The organism is Aeromonas oralensis, assembly GCF_049665575.1.
Classification (GTDB): Bacteria; Pseudomonadota; Gammaproteobacteria; order Enterobacterales; family Aeromonadaceae; genus Aeromonas; species Aeromonas hydrophila.
Map to the genome: position 1 here is coordinate 2,567,380 of NZ_CP187186.1, position 17,629 is coordinate 2,585,008.

The following is a 17,629-nucleotide window of genomic DNA, read 5'->3' on the forward strand; positions in this document are numbered from 1 at the left end:
CAGGGCTCCCTTTTCTGCTGTTATTGCCTCGACGTGAAGGAGTAGCCGGGTGCACAGACACCAAACACACCTGTTCTGGCTGGGAGTGGTTCTCCTGTTCCTGCTCATCTGTCTCTCACTGGCCACCGGCGCCGGTGTCTATGGTGGCCGCGAGGTCGCCGGATTTCTGCTGGGCGATCCCGCCCTCATGGCCGATGAAAAGCTCGCCATGATCGTTCATACCCTGCGTCTGCCCCGCACCCTGTGTGCCCTGGTGGTGGGCGTCTGTCTTGCGCTGGCGGCCTCCATGCTGCAAAGCGCCACCCGCAATCCACTGGCCGAACCCGGCCTGCTCGGGGTCAACGCCGGCGCCGTGTTCGCCCTGGTGATCGGCCTCACCTATTTTGGCGTCGAATCCGCCTACGGTTACCTGCTCTGGTCCGGCATGGGGGCCCTGCTCGGCAACCTCATCGTGCTCGGCCTCGGCCTGATGGTGGGGCGCTCCAACCCCCTCAAGCTCATCCTGGTGGGGGTCGCCCTCTCCGCCACCTTCGGCGGCCTCTCCAACTTCCTGCTGCTCTCCAACCAGGTGGTGCTGGAGCAGTTCCGTTTCTGGAATCTGGGGTCGCTGGCCGCCTCGGATCTCGATGCGGTACTCACCGTGATGCCCTTTGCCCTGCTCGGCCTGCTGCTGACCCTGGCGCTCTGTCGTCAGCTTACCCTGATGCAGATGGGGGACAACCAGGCGCTGGCGCTCGGCATCCGGCCGACCCGGGTGCGCATCGGCGTGCTCCTGGCCGCCACCCTGTTTACCGCCTGCGCCATCGCCATCGCCGGTCCCATCGGCTTCGTCGGTTTTATCGCCGCCTACTGCGCCCGCCTGGTGGAGCCGGTACGCCTCGCCATCCAGGTGCGCTTCTCCGCCCTGTTCGGGGTGCTGTTCCTGCTAGGTGCCGACATCCTGGCGCGCTGGCTGATCCAGCCGTTCGAGCTGCCCAACGGGGTGATCCTGGCGCTGATCGGTGCCCCCGTGCTCATCCTGGTGGTGCGCAGCGGCGGCTTCCGCTCCCTGCTGGCCGTCAAATAAGGTTGCCTGCCTCATGAACAATCCCATCCATCCCTCCCTCAACACGGCGCTTCCCACCGGCACCGTCTGCCTGCGCGTTGGCAGCCGTACCCTGTTGCTGCACCGCCGCGCCTGGCTGATCACCCTGGGGCTGCTGGTCGCCCTGGTGCTGCTCTCCCTGCTGGCGCTGACCCTGGGCTCCGGCAAGCTCACCATGCTGGGGGTGATCCAGACCCTGCTTGGCGAGGGCAACCGGCTGAGCGAGGTGACCGTCTTCAAGATCCGCTTGCCGCGCATCGTCGCCGTGCTGGTGGCGGGAGCGGCCATGGGCCTCTCCGGCTGCCTGGTGCAGACCCTCATTCGCAACCGCCTCGCCACCCCGGACATGATCGGGGTCAACGAGGGGGCCTCCTTGGCCATCATCGCCTTCTCCCTTTACCTGACCCTCGGCAGCTGGCCCTGGTGGGCCGCCCCGCTTGGCGCCCTGTTTGCCGCCGCCGTGCTCTATGTCCTGTGCAACAAGCCGGGGGAGCAGGGCTACCTGTTCGTGGTGATCGGCATCGGCGTCTCCGAGCTGATGAACGCCATCGGCCAGTTCGTGATGTCCACCCAGTCGCTGGTGCACCTCACCAGCCTCTACCTGTGGAACATGGGCAACTTCGTCGGCCAGGGCTACAGCACTGTGCTGCCGGTGGGGATCCTGATCCTGCTGGTCTGCCCCTGGATCATTTATCTCTCCCGGGCCCTCGGCGTACTGCGCCTCGGCCCCGTCACCGCCCAGAGTCTGGGGGTGAACGTCAACCGGGTGCAGCTCGGCGTGCTGGCCCAGGCCATCGTCGTGGCGGCGCTCGGCACCGCCATCGGTGGCCCCGTGGTGTTCATCGCCATGGCGGCCCCGGTGCTCGCCTCCTGGCTCAGCCGGGATCGCATCGTACCGCTGTGGATTGCCGCCCTGTGCGGCGCCCTGCTGCTGCTGGCCAGCGACACCCTGGTGCGGGTGCTGGCCAGCCCCCACGAAGTGGCCACCGGCATCATGACCCGTATTCTCGGCGGCCTGCTGCTGCTGTTCATCCTGCTCAAAGACCGCCAGAAGGCCGACTGACGATGCCATTCATCCATTTTCAAGACCGACCGAGGGCCACCTGATGACGCTCACCATCAATCACCTGCAATTTGGCTATCAGCACAAGCCCGTCTTCAACGACATCTCCTTCACCATTCCCCAGGGCAAGCTGGTGGGGATCGTCGGCCCCAACGGCGGCGGCAAGTCCACCCTGCTCAAACTGCTGGCAGGCCAGGAGCAGCAGCAGGCCGGCGAGATCCTGCTCAAGGGCAAACCGCTGGCAAGCTACGGCAAGAAGGCGTTGGCCCGCGAGCTCGCCTACCTGCCCCAGCGCCCGCTGGTGCCCGCCGGCATCCAGGTCGAGCAACTGGTGCAGTACGGCCGCCATCCCCATCAGGGCTGGTTCAATCAGTGGAGCGAGGAGGATGCGCGCATGGTGCGCTGGGCCTGCGAGCGGATGCAGCTCGGCGACATTCTGCAGCAGAGCGCCAGCTCCCTCTCCGGCGGCCAGGCCCAGCGGGTGTGGCTCGCCATGGTGCTGGCCCAGGATTCGGACATCATCCTGCTGGATGAACCGACCAGCGCCCTCGACATCGGCCACCAGACCGAGGTGATGGAGGCCATCCACCAGATCACCGCCGAGGGCAAGACGGTGCTCATCGTCATCCACGATCTCGCCACCGCCGCCCGCTACTGCGACGAGCTGATCGCGCTGGGAGATGGCGGCATCCAGGCCATGGGGCCGGCCCGCGAGGTGGTGACCAAGTCCCTCATCGACCGCCTCTATCAGACCGACGTGGACATACTGCACGCCCCCGGCGACGGCGCCCCCATCATAGTGCCGCGCCGCAGACCGCACGCCTTTGCCATGCGCCAACCGGCCTGAGCCCCATAAAAAAACCGCCGAAAGGCGGTTTTTTTATGTTTGCAGCTCGGCGCACCGCCACTCACAGCAGCAGGCTGGTGAGCACCCCGCCCGGCAGTGTTTGCAAGTGCCCTGTTTGCCAATGCTGTGTCTGCCAGTACATTGGCTGCCAGTAGATCGTGCAGCGCCAACCGGCGGGCAGATCCGGGGTCAGCCCGTCCACCAGTTCGAGGGTGAGGGTCTGCTCCGTCATGGTCAGCCAGCGGGCATCGAGAAAGTCAAAATAGCGCCCCACCCTGGGGTAGAGCGCCTTGAACAGACTCTCCTTGGCCGAAAAAATCAAGGTGAGCGCCTCAGCCCTGCTCAGGCCGATGGCAGGGGCAGTTGCCGCCAGCCGCCCCCACTCCTCCCCGCTGGCAATGCCGGGCCAGAGCTCGCTGGCCTGCCCCTCTGCCAGCCAGCCTTCCAGATCCAACCCCATCCCCGCCCGACCCGGGCGCACCGCGCACAGGGCCATGCCGCGCCCCTGCAACAGGCTGTGGCTGATGCTGCCCTCAAACCCCGCAGGCCAGCAGGGTTCGCGGGCGTTGCCGATGGCCACGGGGTGATCCGCGAGGTTGAAGGGGCGCAGGGCTTCGCGGGCCGCAAGACGCCCCGCCAGAAACTCCCCCAGCCGCTTGGGGACCGCGCGCTGCAAGCTGGCGGGCAGCACCATGCCGGCCGCGTCGTAGCAGGCCGGGGTGAAGGCGGCTGGGTCAAAGCAGACCCGTTGCAGCACCAGATGCGCCGCGCCGGGCAGCGGCAGGCTGTCGGCCTGCACGATAAAGCGGTCCAGTGAACAGGCTGGCGCAGTGGCAATCAACATCACGAAGAGCCCTTGGTTGGTTAGCCAGCATGGTAACAAACCGTCCCCTCTCCACGCCACAAACACAAATGACAATTCTTATCATTTGAATTTGTGGTAGCATGAGTTCGCCCGTTTGGGACCCAGTGTTCCACTGATTTCACCAAGAAGGATGTAACGATGAAGATCTCCTCTCCCCTGGCTGCCGTGCTGATGCTGGCCAGCCTGGTCGGCTTCCAGGCACAGGCCGGCAGCGAGACCCGTCAGGTGACCGATGCCAACGGCAAGACCCAGGTCGTACCGGCCCAGCCCAAGCGGGTGGTGGTGCTGAGCGAAATCGATCTGGACAGCGCCCTGACCCTGGGGCTGCAACCGGTCGGCACCGTCAATGGCCGCGGCCAGTCCACCCTGCCCCGCTACCTGCTGCAACAGGCGGGCAAGGAGATCGCCGTGGTCGGCGATCTGGACAACCCCAACCTGGAGAAGCTGATCGATCTGGAACCCGATCTCATCCTCACCGGCCAGACCAAGCCCGAGTTGCTGGCCCTGCTCAAGGAGATAGCTCCCACCGTCGTTACCGGCAACTGGGGTGACTCCTGGAAAGAGATCTTCAATCGCAGCGCCCACGTGCTGAACCGGGACGCCGAAGCCAAGACCTTCCTCGCCCAGTATGATGCCCGCCTGCAGCAAGCCCGCAGCAAGCTCGCCAAGCATCAGGGCGAACGCCTGAGCATAGTGCGCTGGAACCCCAAGGGCCCGAGCTACATGCACAGCGGCACCTTCGCCAGCAGCGTGGTGGAAGAGATGGGGCTGACCCGACCGACCCACCAGATCGGTGACAAGACCCCCCACTCCCCGGCCCTGAGCCTCGAATCCCTCAACCTGCTGGACGGCGACTGGCTGGTGATCGGCACCCTGAGCGCCAGCGGCGACGCGGTGGATGCCATGAAGCAGGCCGAGCAGACCCCGGCCTTCCAGCAGCTCGGCGCCATCAAGAGCAAGCGCTTCGGTGCCGTGGACGGGTCCCTGTGGACCTCCACCGGCGGCCCCCAGGCGGCCCTCAAGGTGATCGACGACGTCGAGCAGCTGCTGGCCAAACCCGATGCGGCCCCCATCACCCAATAAGCCCGCGTGATCAGTACCCACAAAGAAGCCCGCATATGCGGGCTTCTTTTTATCTGCTGCGCGGCACTTACTCGGGCAAGGGCAGCGCCTTTCTGTCCAGCTTGCCGCTGCCGGTTTTGGGCAGGGCATCCAGCAGGATGAGCCGTGCCGGCACCATGTAGTGCGGCAGCGTCGCCTGCAGCCCTTTGCGCAGGGCGAGGCGATTGAGAGTCACCCCGCTTTTCGCCTCCACGTAGCCCACCAGCATGGCCTCGTCCCCCTCGCCCACCAGACGCACCGCCGCCTCCTGCACCCCGGCCTGGCGGCGCAGTCCCGCCTCCACCTCGCCGAGCTCGATGCGAAAACCGCGCAGCTTGACCTGATCGTCGCGCCGCCCCAGATAGAGGAAACGGTCCGTCCCCAGCCGCCGCACCCGATCACCGGTGCGATAGAGGCGATGGGTGGCAAGGCGCAGGAAGGCCGCGCTGGTCAAGGCCGGCTTGCGCCAGTACCCCTCGCACAGGGCCGGGCTCTCGATGCAGAGCTCGCCGCACTCCCCCTCTGCTACCGACTGCCCCGCTTCGTCCAGCACCCAGTGCCGATAGCCGGGCAGGCTGTGGCTGATGGTGATCTGGCCATCAGTCGGTGGCCAGCGCACCTCGCTCACCAGGGACCAGACGGTGGCCTCGGTCGGCCCGTAGCAGTTCCACAGCTGTCGGGTGCGGACACAGAGCTGCTCGGCCAGACCTGGGTCCAGCGCCTCGCCGCCGCACAGGGCGGTGAGGGTATTGCGCCCCTGCCAGCCGGCCTTGAGCAGCATGCGCCAGCAGGCCGGGGTGGCCTGCAGCCAGTTGATGGAGGGGTCGGCCTCGAGCAGGGCCAGCATCCCCAGCGGATCCTTGTTGTGCTCGCCGCCGGCCACCGTGAGCCGGCCACCGCCCCAGAGCGGCCCCAGCATCTCCAGCAGAGAGATGTCGAAGGCCGGGGTGGTGATGAAGAGCCAGTGGCAGTTCGGTGAGAGCCCGAGCCGCTCGCGGATCCCGTCGAGGAAGCAGAGCAGGGCCCGCCGGCTGATGACCACCCCCTTGGGCTCGCCGGTGGAGCCCGAAGTAAACATCATGTAGGCGGCCAGGGCGTCATCCACCTGGGGCCAGGAAACGGGCCCTGCCGCTGCCAGCCCATCGAGGGTGCGCAGCGGACAGCCGAAGGCGGGAGCCGGCCTGTCGCCGTCGCAGATCACCGCCGACAGGCGCGCCTGGCGGGCGATCCCCTGCAGCCGCTCCACCGGAAAATCCGGCTCAAGGGGCACGAAGGTGAGGCCGAGCCGCAGGCAGGCTAGCAGGCTGGCCACCAGATCGGGGCTGCGGGAGAGATAGAGGCCGACCCGCTCCCCCACCGCCAGCCCCTGCAATCGGGCGGCAATCTCGCCGATCCTGGCATTGAGCGCGCCGTAGCTGAGCCACTGCTCATCTGATCCGCCCTCACTGATGCCCTCCCCGCCCATACGAATGGCGGGGGCCAGCGGGGTGGCGGCCAGACAGGCCGCCAGCCGCGCACCCAGATTGGCCGCCCCCTCACGGGGGGCAGGCCGGGTTTGCACGAGCGGAGCCTCATGCTTGATGGTCACGGTCATAGCGCTGCCTCCGTTTGGCGCACCAGCCAGTGCCGATAGAGCCGGCAGGGGGATGGATGGGCCTTGAGGGTCTGCAGGGTAAGTGGCACCCGCTCCTGGCCAAACGCCTCGTTGAGGGCCGCCAGCAGGGCGAGCTGCTGCACCGAATCCACCCCGAGTTCACACAGGGTCTGCTGCCAGATGCCGGGCACGCCGCACTGGCGCTCCCACAGGGCCACCAACATGCGGGCCTCGGCCGGCGGTTGCGTCAGGCCGGGTTCAGCTCTGGTGGCGGCCACCTGCGGCATCACCGGGGGCTGTGCCGTCGCCACCACGCTGGCCGGCTGGCTCAGGTCCGCCTGCGCCAGCCAGTCGAGCTCGGCCAGCCAGTCGGCCAGCACCGCCTCTGCCCGGGCCTCGGGGATCTGCTCGCCATCGAACTCGAGGCGCAGCTGGAGCGTCTCGCCCCGGCTGCTGACCACGAGCGACAGAGGAAGCTCCACCTTCTCCACCACGGTGCCAAAGCGCGGCACCAGCTGGTGAGGCTCGGGGGCGACAGGGGCCGCCGGCATGGGGTAGTTCTCAAACACGAACAGACTCTGGAACAGACGCGACCGGCCTTTGGTCAGTGCCGCCAGCGACTGGGTGCCGTGCTCATTGAGTGCCATCAGGTCGGTCTGCAACCGGGCGATATGCTCGGCCAGGGTCAGCTCGGTGCGCCACTCAAGCGCCAACGGCAGGCTGTTGATGTAGAGCCCGACGCTTGCGGTGATCCCCTCGATGGGGTAATCCCGGCCCGGAGTCACGTTGCCCACCAGGGTGACGGCATCGCCAGAGCGGCGTGCCAGCAGACGGTGCCAGGCATATTGGGCCAACAGGCCCGCGGTCACGCCAAGCTCGCGGGCTCGGCGCGCGAGCAAGGTCGCTACCTCGGCCGGCAGCGCCGTGGCGCACACCGCCGGTCGCAGCTGGGTATGGCGCCCGCTTGCGCGAGCGTCCAGCGTCACCCCGAACAGGCAGGCGAGATCGTTAGGCTTTGTTAGCAGCTCCTCCCGCCCCTGCCAGTAAGCCTCGGCGCTGCGGGCTTGGCTGGCGATATGGCGGCCAAACTCGAGCCAGGCGGTATCCGGCTCGCCCTGCGGCAACAGGCCGTTCATCAGCGCCTGATAGCCGCGATGCAAAGAACCCAGCAACACGGGGCCGCTCCAGCCATCCAGCACGCCGTGATGGGCGCTGAAGATCACCTTGTGGTGATCGGAGGCCAATTTGAAGCAGGCAAGGCGCAGCAGGGGCGCCTGATCGAGCGGGATCGGGCGGGCCAGATCCTGCTCGCGATAGGCCTGGACCCGTGCCTCGGCCTCTCCCGCCTCATTCCCTACCTCGGACAAGTCCTCATAGTGGAATGGCAACTCGGCGCGCTTCAAGATGCGCTGCAGCGCCACCCCATCCGCCAGCACCAGTTCGCTGCGAAGGACCGGCCAGCAGGCGATCTGCCCCTGCCAGGCCTGACGGTAGACCGCCACGTCCAGCGGCTGGTGATAGTCCATCTCGGTTTGCAGGTGATAGGCGTGATCTCGGGGCAGCAGCGCCCTGTGATGGAACATGCTCTGCTGAAGCGAGGTCATGGGCAGCAGGGTCTCCACCTCGCGCTCGCTCAGCACCCCATCGAGCGCGGCTTGCGAGAGGCCAAGCCCCGGGAAGTCGCTCGGGGTATGGCGCGGAGACGTCACCGTGCAGCAGTGCTCCACCAGCGCCGTCAGGTTGTCCGCCAGCCGCGCCATCAGGGCGTCGCTCGCCTGCTGGTTGAGGGCGCCCACCTGGCGCAGGGTGAGGCGGCCATCAAACACGCCCCCATGCAGACTGACCAGCTCGCGCGGCAGGTTGTCAGGGGACGTGGGGGCCCCCGGTGCCAGCGGCAGAGGCTGCCAGGGCTGAGCAGCCTCGCCCTGATGGCTGACCCCCAGGTAGTTGAAGACGATCAGGGCTTCGGGCAGTGCCCAGCCTCGTGGGTGGTGCAATCGCAGGGCGTTGAAGCCCACCCCCTTGTCCGGCACGGCGCGCAGCTGCTCCTTGGTGGCGCACACCAGCGCATCCCACGCTCCGGCATCCGCCAGCGCCAGCGGGTAGGTGCTGGTGAACCAGCCGAGGGTACGGCTCACATCCAGTTCGGCATCGATGGCCTCACGGCCATGCCCTTCCAGCATCACGCAGTGACGGCTGCCGTAACCCTGCTCGCTCAGGGTACGGGTCAGTGCAGCCAGCAGCAGGTCGGGCACACGGGTGAAGTAGGCCTGGTTGGCGGTGTCGATGAGCCGGGCAGTGGTCTCCTGACTCAGTTGCAGCAGGCTGGCGGCGGCGCGGCCATCGGCGGCGCGCGCCGCTTCCAGCAGGTGACCCTGGCTGCCTTCCCCCTGCGCCAGCCAGAAGCCAAGCTGATCCTCTTCCCGTTTGGCATAGGCCGCGAGCCCCTCGCCCCACTGGCGATAGCTGCTGCCCTTGGCGGGCAACGGCTCGCCCCTGCTCACCCGGGCCAGATCTTCGGCCAGAATGCGCCAGGAGACCGCATCGATCACCAAGTGATGGAAGGCAAGGAAGAGCCCCTCCACCGTCTCGCGCTCGCCCTCAAGCTCACCCTCCAGAGAGAGATTGCGCAGGCGGGCCCAGGCCAGGGTGTGGCCGCTGGCAGGGTCGAGCTCTCCCTGCAGCTCGGTCAGGCGGGCCTGCAGTTCGGCCTCGTCTAGATTGGCGGCATCCAGGGTCGGCAGCGGCGGCAATGGCAGTTCGGCCAGGTAGCGCTGGCCAGTCGGGGTCACCGCCAGGCGCAGGGCATCGTGGTGCTGGCGCAGGGCATTCAGCCAGCCGCGCAGGTCCTCATCGTCCACCCCGGCCGGCAGGCGCAGGATCACCCCCTGGTTCCAGTGACCGGGCTTGGCAAAGCCCTGCTCGAAGAACCAGTGCTGAATGGGGTGGAGCGGGAACTCGCCGGTCAGGCTGCCCTGCTCGCTCCTGTGGCTGATCGCCTGCTGCTGGCCGAGCTGGCGGCAGAGGCGGCGCACCGTCTTGGCTTCGAACACGTCCTTCACGCTGCAGTGCAATCCCGCATCCCGCAACCGGGTGGTGAGCTGGATGCTGAGGATGGAGTCACCGCCTAAGCGGAAGAAGTCATCCTCCACCCCGAGCGGTTGCTTGAGCACCCCTTGCCAGATGGCGAGCACGGTCTGCTCCAGTTCGTTTTGTGGCTCGCCCTTGCTCTGCTGCCAGACGATGGCGGGCAGTCGGCGCAAGTCCAGCTTGCCGTTGGGGGTGAGCGGCATCTCGGGCAGCCAGCAGAGGCGCGCCGGCACCATGTATTCGGGCAGGCACTCGCCGGCCCGCTGCAGCAGGGCATCGCCGTCGGGCTCGCCCGCCCCGGCCTGCAAACAGGCGTAAGCGAGCAGGCGCCCCTCCTGCACCACCACCTTGATCTGGCGGATGACCGGGCACAATTCGGCAAGCCGGGTCTCTATCTCACCCGGCTCGATGCGATAGCCGCGCAGCTTGATCTGCTCGTCTATCCGGCCCAGATACTGGATGTTGCCGTCGCGGCGCAGCAGGGCCCGATCGCCGGTGCGATAGAGGCGATGGGTACGTTCCTCATTCGTTGCATCAAAGGCCAGCTCGATAAAAGCCTCCTGGGTGCGCTCTGGCAGATTGAGATAGCCGCGGGCCAGCCCCAGCCCCGCCAGGCAAAGCTCGCCGGGCACCCCCACCGGGCAGAGGTTGCCCGCCTCGTCCAGGATCATCGCCTTCAGGTGGTTGACGGGTCGACCTATGGTGATGGGCGCCCCCGGGGTGAGCCGCGCGCAGAGCGCGGTGACGGTGCACTCGGTCGGGCCGTACATGTTGAACAGCGCCACCCGCTCCCCCCAGCGCTCCACCAGGCTGCTCGGGCACGCCTCGCCGCCAAAACCGATGGCCTTGAGGGAACCGAGTTCCGCCGGTGGCAGCAGGTTCGCGAGCAGGGCGGTCGGCAAAATCATATGGCTGGCACCACAAGCGATCGCGGCACCGATCACCCCCTCGCCCGGCTCGCCGAAGTGCAGGGCCGCGCCGCAGTAGAGCGGCAGCAAGCTAGTCATGTTACCCGCATCAAACGACAGAGACATGCAGTTGAACATGGCGCCATTCTGATCGAGGTCGATGCGATCGCCGTGATCTGCCATCAGGTTGACCAGGCTGCCCTGCTCCACCATGACCCCCTTGGGCAGGCCGGTGCTGCCGGAGGTGTAGATGATCTGGGCCAGCATGGCGGCGTCCCGAGGCAGTGCAGGCGTGCTGGCTGGCATCTTGTCCAGCGCCAGCCCGTGCAGATCGTGATATTCGGCCGTCGTGCCCGCCAGCGCCTCGCCAAGCCGCGGATCCGGCACGCCACCCAGCACCAGGCTGATGGATGCATCGCCAAGGATATGGGCCAGTCGCTCGGCGGGATAGGCAGGGTCGAGCGGCACATAGGCCGCCCCCGCCTTCCAGCAGGCGAGCAGGGCGATGACGAAGGCGACATCGCGCCTGGCCTGGATGCCGATGGCGGCGCCCGGGGTGACGCCACAGGATTGCAGCCAGTGGGCCAGCCGGTTGGCACGCACCTCCAGCTCGCCATAGGTCAACGATTGCGCGCCGTCGCTGACCGCCAACGCGTCCGGCAACTGAATAGCGCGCCGCTCGATATGACAGAGCAGGGTGTCGCGGCTCGGGTAATCCGGCGGCAAGTCGGCAAGCTCGGCGGCCAGCGCGGCCTGGTCGGTGCCCGCCTCCAGCGGCAACTGCCAGATGTCGGTCTCGGGGGCCGCCACCACGGCGCGCATCAGGTGCAGCAGGCGATCGGCGTAGGCCTGGATGGTCTCTCGCTCGAACAGTGCGGTGGCAAACAGCCAGTCCACCCTGACGGAGTCCATCAGCTCGGTCACCTTCACCGAGATGTCGGTCTTGGCCGGCAGCACAGGCGAGGTCTCCTCCACCAGCTGGCAACCGGGGATGAGATCGTTGAAGTCCACCTTGGCCTGATAGACCAGCATGATCTGGAAGATGGGGTTGATGGCGGTGGTGCGATCGGCGCCGATGGCCTCGGCCAGCGCCTCGAAACGGTAGAGCTGGTGATCGAAGGCCGCCAGATCCTCCTCCCGGCACTGCTGCAGATAGTCGACAAAGCTGGGCTTGCCGCTGAGTTGAGTGCGCAGCACCAGGGTGTTGACGAAAAAGCCCACCAGCGACTCGATTTCGTGACGCTCGCGATAGGCAAGCGGGGTGCCGATCACCACCTCCTTCTCGCCGCTCTGGCGCACCATCAGCAAGGCAAACAGGGCGTGCAGACCGATGAAGTTGGAGGTGCTGTGGCGCTGGCAGAGGCGCTTGAAGCTCTCCCACAGGTCGCTCTCGATGATGGAGAAGACCAGCTCGCCGCCGCTGTCCTGATGGGCCGGGCGCGGCTTATCGAGCGGCAGACCGTGCACCTCGGGGCTGCCACCGAGCCGATCGACCCAGAACGGCTTGAACTGGGCGTGATAATCGAGAAAACGCGGTGAGTTGAACCAGCGGGCATAGTCGATGTAGGTGAGCGGCAGCTCGCTTACCTGCAGAGGCTCGCGGTTCTGGTGGGCAAGAAAGGCACGCTTGAGATCCGCGAACATGTTCTTGACCGACCAGCCGTCGGAAATGATGTGGTGCTGGGTGATCAGCAGTACGTGCTCGCGGCTGCCCAGCCGAATAAGATGCACTCGGCTCAGATCCCCCTGGGTCAGGGAGAAGGGACGTCCAATCTCCTCGCGCACCCGGCGAGCCACATAGGCCTCCCGCTCGGCAGCGGGCTCTGCGCTGACATCCTCTATCTGCAGCGTGAAGGGCGTGTGGGGCAGGATCTCCTGGGCCCCCCTGCCCGCCTCGTCCTTGATGAAGCGGGTGCGCATGCTGGGGTGGCGGGAAAACAGGTGGTCGAAGGCAAATTCCAGCGCCGCCGTGTCCAGCTCTCCCTTGACGCGAAAATAGACCGGCATGTTGTAGAGGTGGGAGGCCTCCTCGTACTGCTCGATAAACCAGAGCCCGCTCTGGGACGACGAGAGCGGCCCCTGCAAGGCCCCCTCGGAGGCGATAGGGGCCTCGAAGGCGGCGCGGGCCGCCAGGCAGCGCACCAGCTCATCCTTGTGGGCCTTGATGGTAGCACCGATGGCCGGCGTCACCGCCTCCTTGCTCGACTGGGAGATAAGCTGGCCTTTCTCGTTCAAAGCCAGCTTCACTCCCTGCCGTTCCAGCTGTTTCAACAGCAAAATCATATTGTTCATCTGTTTCTCAAGCCTCAGGCACTCAGGGTGGCGCCGCCGTCGACGACCAGATCCTGCAGCGTGATGTGGCTGGCCAGATCCGAGGCCAGGAAGAGGACGGTATGGGCGATCTCCGCCGGGGTGGCTACCTTGCGCAAGGGGATGCCGAGCTTGAACTGCTCCGGCAACCCGGCAATGGTGCGGGCCATGGCCTCCTCGCTTGGCAGCATGCCGCGCAGCATGGGGGTATCCGTCGAGCCCGGCGACACCAGGTTGGCGCGCACGCCGAAGGGGGCCAGCTCCAGCCCCACCGTCTGGGTCAGGCTGGTGACCGCCGCCTTGGAGGCGCAGTAGGCCGCCATCTGCATGCGCGGCACATGGGCGGCGTTGGAACCGATGGTGACGATGGCGCCGCGCTGCTGCTCCTTGAAGTGGGGCACCAGGGCCCGCAGCAGATAGAAGACCCCGCTGGCGTTGACCGTCATGCAGTCGTGCCAGTCGTCATCGCTCAGAGTCTCGGTGGAGCCGAGGCGCAGCACACCGGCCCCGTTGACCAGCACATCGAGCCCGCCGTCTGCCAGCAGCGCTGCGCAGCAGGCGTTGACCGCCTTCGAATCGCCAATATCGAGCAGCCGGGTGGCATAGGGGTAATCGGCTTCGGGAAACGCCAGATCCAGCCCCACCACGATTGCTCCGGCCGCCACGAACTGCGTGGCCACCTCGCGGCCGATGCCACGCCCGGCCCCGGTTACCCAGACCCGCTTGCCAGTGAAATCAAAGGCCATTGCTTGTTGCTCCTTATCCATCACCACACCATCTCCACGCTCTCTTCGTCCTCGGCAAGCAGGCCGTCGAGGAAACGGCAGAAGTCATCCAGCCGAGGGTGATCGAACACATCGGAGACCTTGACCTGCACCCCGAACTCGGCGCCGAGCCGGTTGACGATCTGGATGGTCTGCAGGGACTGGCCCCCCAGTTCGAAGAAGTTGTCGGTGGGCGCCATGGTGGCGAGCCCCAGGATCTGCTGCCAGATGGCGCCGACCCGGTTCTCGGTCTCGCTGCCCAGGGTCAGGGCTTCGCCCCCCGCCTGGTAGGCGGCCAGCAGGGCCTTGCGATCCAGCTTGTTGGAGCCGGTGCGGGGCAGCTGGTCATAGTGGCGATAGTCGGTGGGGATCATGGCGGCAGGCAGCACCCTGGCCAGCTGCGCCTTGATGACCCGGCTGTCGCGCTCCGACCCCGCCACGAAGGCCACCAGCCGGCGCACGCTGCCGATGCTCACCCCCTGCACGCAGGCCTCATCCACCCCCGGCAGGGCCAGCAGCTGGGCCTCCACCTCGCCGGGCTGGATGCGATAGCCGCTTATCTTGAATTCGTTGTCGCGCCGACCGAGGTAGACCAGCCGGCCAGCCACCAGGCGCACCCGATCGCCGGTGCGATAGACGGGCAGCTCTTGCTCGCCGACCTTCAGGGTGCCGAAACTCCCTTGCACGCCGCCCACGTAGCCGTTGGCAAGTTGCGGGCCGAGCAGAACCAGCTCCCCTTCCTCCGCGGGTTGCTCCCCCGCCCCCAGAACGAGCGCCAGCATGCCGGCCAGCGGCAGGCCGATGGGCAACTGGGCCTGGCTCGGATCTTCCTGCTGCAGCTCCTGGGTGGTCACCACCACTGTGGTCTCGGTGGGGCCGTAGGTGTTGAACAGGCGCACATCGGAGCGGCCCTGACGCTGCCACTGGGCCAGCTGCTCGGGGTAGACTGCCTCGCCGCCGATGATGACGGTGGCCAGATTGGCAGGGATATGGGCCTGACCCGCCGTCAGCGCCACCACCCACTCGTTCCAGAACGCGGTGGGCAGGTCGAGGTGGGTGATCCCCATCTGCTCCACCCCGGCCGCAAAGGCGGACATGGATTCGAGCAGGGCGTCGGTGCGCAGCACCAGGGTGGCACCGGCGCTCAGGGTGGCGAACACCTCCTCGATGCTGGCGTCGAAGTTGAAGGGGGCGAATTGCAACATCCGCGCCTCTTCATCCAGGTGATAACGGCAGCGGGCGGCGGCGGCGAAGTGATCCAGCGCGCCGTGGCTCACCGCCACCCCCTTGGGCAGGCCGGTCGAGCCCGAGGTGAACATCAGGTAGGCGACGATGCGGCCGGCGGCCGGCTGGTTCAAGCGGTTATCGCTCACCAGATCCCCCGCCAGGAGCGTGCGCCCCTCAAACAGGCTGGCCAGCTTGTGGCGGTACTCAGCCTGGGTGATCAGGGTCTTGACCTCCCCCAGCCGCAGGATATGGCCCTGACGCTCCAGCGGCTGCTCAGGGTCGAGGGGCACGTAGACGGCGCCCGCCAGCAGCACCGCCAGCTGGGCGAAGATGGCCTGGGGGGTGCGGGCCAGCATGACCCCCACCTTGTCGCCGGGGGCGACGCCTGCGGCCTGCAGAGCGGCCGCCATCTGTTCAGATCTGGCCAGCAGCGCCTCGTAGCTGAAGCGGGCCTCTCCCTGCTCCAGCGCGATCTTGTCCGGGGTCTGGGCGGCGAAGTGGCAGAGCGCCTCCAGCACCGACCGTGTCTTGATCACTTCATGGGCGGGGCCGGCGATCAGGGCGCTGGCTCGCTGCTCGGCCAGCCAGTCGGCCTTGAGCGCACCCAGGGTCTGGGCGGGCTTGGCCAGCCAGCGTCCCAGCAGGGCAAACAGGGTATCGGCGATGGCCGCCAGCTCCCCCTGCTGGTAGCAGCCGGGGTTGGCGTCCAGATCCAGTCTGGGCTGGCCATCGACGCCGACCTGCACCTCGATGGTGAGATCCTCCACCGGGCCGGCGCTGATGTTGAGAATATGGGCAGATAGCGGCCCGAAGCGGCGAGCGTGATCAAACGGCATGATGTTGACCAGCGGACCGAACAGGCGCTTGTCGCCCCCCACCAGGCCAAGGTCGCGGCGCAGCAGCTCGTAGCGGTAGTGCTGGTGCTTGCGCACCCCGCGCTTGGCCTTGGCCACGGCGCCAGCAGCCCCCGCCAGATCCAGTTCTTCACCCAGAGTCAGCGCCAGCGGGGTAATGTTCATCTGCATGCAGGGCACGGTCAGCGACGCCGAGCCGATGCGGTTCATCATCATCAGGCCGAGCAGGGTCTTATCCTGGCCGCTCGACAGCGACAGCTGGGCAGAGAGGCCGGCCAGCAGCAGATCGGGCCAGCCCAGCTTATGCTCGTCGGCAAAGCCGGTCAGGGATTGCCACAGCGCCGCCGGCAGCGGACGGCTCTCGCGGATAAATTCGGCGGCAATCGGTGCGCGGGTCTCGCCAAAGGACTTCACCTCGGGCCAGGCTTGCAGCTGCTCCTGCCAGAAGGCGCGGGCGGCGGCGTTCTTGCCGCTCTGCTCGCGGCTCGCCTCTTCTGCCAGCACCTCAGCCAACGAGCCAAAAGGCGATGGGGAGTTCATCTCACCGGCCAGCCCCTCTGCATACAGTTCGGCGATGCGCTGGAACAGCAAGGTGGTGCCAAAGCCGTCGAGGGCGATGTGGTGCACGCAGCTGTAGAGATAATCGCGGCCGGGGCCGCGCAAAAGGGCGAAGCGGCAGGGCGCCTCTTGGGTCAGCTCGAACGGGCGGCGCAGATCGGCCCAGGCCCAGGCGCGGGCCAGCGTCTCGTCATCGCGCTCGAGGGAGACCTCTTCATAGGCCAGGGGCAGCTCATGCGAGACGAAGCAGACCGCCTCTCCGTCCTGCTCGAAGTGGCCCTTGAGTGCCTCGCACTCCCCCACCGCCTTGGCAAGGGCCGCGGTCAGCACGGCCGCCTCGACCTTGCCGTCGAAGGCGATGCACTCGGCGGTGTTGAACATCGCCTTGTCGTCATTGAGCAGATGTCCGGACCAGAGCCCCTGCTGGGGGATGGTCAAGGGGAAGCGGTTCATGGGGCCACCTCCAGCGCCTGGGCTGCCAGCCTGGCCTCGATGAGGCGCCACCAGCCGTTGAGGGTCGGCAGCTTGGCGAGATCCACGAAGCCAAGCTCCACCCCGGCGGCGCGCCACTCGGTGAGCAGGGCCATGATCCGCACCGAATCCAGACCGTAGTCGATGAGGTTCTCGTCGGGGTCAAACTCCCCTTCATCCTCGTCGATATGACTCAGCAGCCGCGCCTTGAGCCCCTCATACGTCAGCAAGGGATTGGTGGGCTGGGCGGCAGAAGCGGAAGCCGGGGCAAGGGCCAGCACCTCCTCGCAGCGGATCACCTTGCCGCAACGGGTCGCCACGTAGTCGAGCGCCATCTGGTGGTCGGCCAGGGAGAAGTCCGCCACCCCGTCCGCCAGGAAGAAGGGCTGGATGTCGCGCATGAAGGCGTCGCAGGCGGTCATCATGCAGCCAATATGGCCGTAGATGCCGCCGATGATCAGCTGATCTCGCCCCAGCGCTTTGAGCATCTGCTCCAGCTCGGAGCGCTGGAAGGCGCTGTAACGCCACTTGACCAGCACAGTGTCGTCACGCTCCGGGCGCAGCGCTGCCACCACCTGCTGCTGCTCGGGCCGCTTGTTGAGACCCGGACCCCACATGTCGTTGAGCAGGGCGCGATCTTCAGGGGATTGATCCTTGGGCTGGGCGGTGTAGAAGACCGGGATGCCGAGGGCCTTGCACTGCTTGCGCACGGCGGCCAGCTGCTCGGTGAGCGCCGCGATCAGCGGGCTGTTTTCGCCATAGAAGGCGGTGAAGTACTCCTGCATGTCGTGGATCAGCAGGGCGGCGCGTTTGGGATCCAGAGACCAGTTGACCTTGTTGGCCTTCCACTGGCTGGGCATGGCGTAATTGTTCAGGGTTGGGATAGCCATAAC

Annotated in this window: 10 protein-coding genes; 4 read left to right on the plus strand and 6 right to left on the minus strand. The window is 66.9% G+C overall.

Going from position 1 to position 17,629, the window contains the following annotated elements; translation table 11 throughout:
* Positions 1 to 49: 49 nt before the first annotated feature.
* The 3 genes from ACPDZI_RS11995 to ACPDZI_RS12005 are packed head-to-tail and all read left to right on the plus strand — an operon-like array spanning position 50 to position 2,994.
* On the plus strand, positions 50 to 1,066 hold the full coding sequence (locus ACPDZI_RS11995) for an amonabactin ABC transporter permease subunit 2 (RefSeq protein WP_438833181.1): 1,017 nt from the start codon (positions 50 to 52) through the stop codon (positions 1,064 to 1,066).
* A 13-nt stretch (positions 1,067 to 1,079) separates the two neighbouring features.
* Entirely contained in the window at positions 1,080 to 2,147 is a 1,068-nt protein-coding gene (locus ACPDZI_RS12000) for an amonabactin ABC transporter permease subunit 1 (protein ID WP_438833182.1), read from the plus strand.
* Between the two features lie 43 nt (positions 2,148 to 2,190).
* Entirely contained in the window at positions 2,191 to 2,994 is an 804-nt protein-coding gene (locus tag ACPDZI_RS12005) for an amonabactin ABC transporter ATP-binding protein (RefSeq protein ID WP_438833183.1), read from the plus strand.
* A 61-nt stretch (positions 2,995 to 3,055) separates the two neighbouring features.
* On the opposite strand, the gene amoD is transcribed toward ACPDZI_RS12005, so the two are convergent.
* Positions 3,056 to 3,841, minus strand: coding sequence for an amonabactin biosynthesis phosphopantetheinyl transferase AmoD (gene amoD / locus ACPDZI_RS12010; RefSeq protein WP_438833184.1), 786 nt, complete (start codon positions 3,839 to 3,841; stop codon positions 3,056 to 3,058).
* Positions 3,842 to 3,997: 156 nt separating this feature from the next.
* On the opposite strand from amoD, the gene ACPDZI_RS12015 reads away from it, so the two are divergent.
* Positions 3,998 to 4,942 carry an amonabactin ABC transporter substrate-binding protein gene (locus tag ACPDZI_RS12015; RefSeq protein ID WP_017765822.1) on the plus strand — a complete coding sequence of 315 codons (945 nt, stop codon included), beginning with the start codon at positions 3,998 to 4,000 and terminating at the stop codon, positions 4,940 to 4,942.
* Between the two features lie 67 nt (positions 4,943 to 5,009).
* On the opposite strand, the gene amoH is transcribed toward ACPDZI_RS12015, so the two are convergent.
* The 5 genes from amoH to amoB are packed head-to-tail and all read right to left on the minus strand — an operon-like array spanning position 5,010 to position 17,626.
* The gene (amoH, locus tag ACPDZI_RS12020; RefSeq protein ID WP_438833185.1) at positions 5,010 to 6,554 is read right to left on the minus strand and encodes an amonabactin biosynthesis glycine adenylation protein AmoH; all 1,545 of its coding nucleotides are present in this window, start codon (positions 6,552 to 6,554) and stop codon (positions 5,010 to 5,012) included.
* Entirely contained in the window at positions 6,551 to 12,844 is a 6,294-nt protein-coding gene (gene amoG / locus ACPDZI_RS12025) for an amonabactin biosynthesis non-ribosomal peptide synthetase AmoG (protein ID WP_438833186.1), read from the minus strand. The genes amoH and amoG overlap by 4 nt, the downstream gene beginning before the upstream one ends.
* Before the next feature lie 14 nt (positions 12,845 to 12,858).
* Entirely contained in the window at positions 12,859 to 13,608 is a 750-nt protein-coding gene (amoA, locus tag ACPDZI_RS12030) for an amonabactin biosynthesis protein AmoA (RefSeq protein ID WP_194760527.1), read from the minus strand.
* Positions 13,609 to 13,628: 20 nt separating this feature from the next.
* Positions 13,629 to 16,718: an amonabactin biosynthesis non-ribosomal peptide synthetase AmoF gene (gene amoF, locus ACPDZI_RS12035; protein WP_438833187.1), complete on the minus strand. Its 3,090-nt coding sequence runs from the start codon at positions 16,716 to 16,718 to the stop codon at positions 13,629 to 13,631.
* Complete coding sequence (amoB, locus tag ACPDZI_RS12040; RefSeq protein WP_438833188.1) at positions 16,715 to 17,626, minus strand: amonabactin biosynthesis bifunctional protein AmoB; 912 nt, start codon at positions 17,624 to 17,626, stop codon at positions 16,715 to 16,717. Before amoB ends, amoF begins: the two co-directional genes overlap by 4 nt.
* Positions 17,627 to 17,629: the final 3 nt, after the last annotated feature.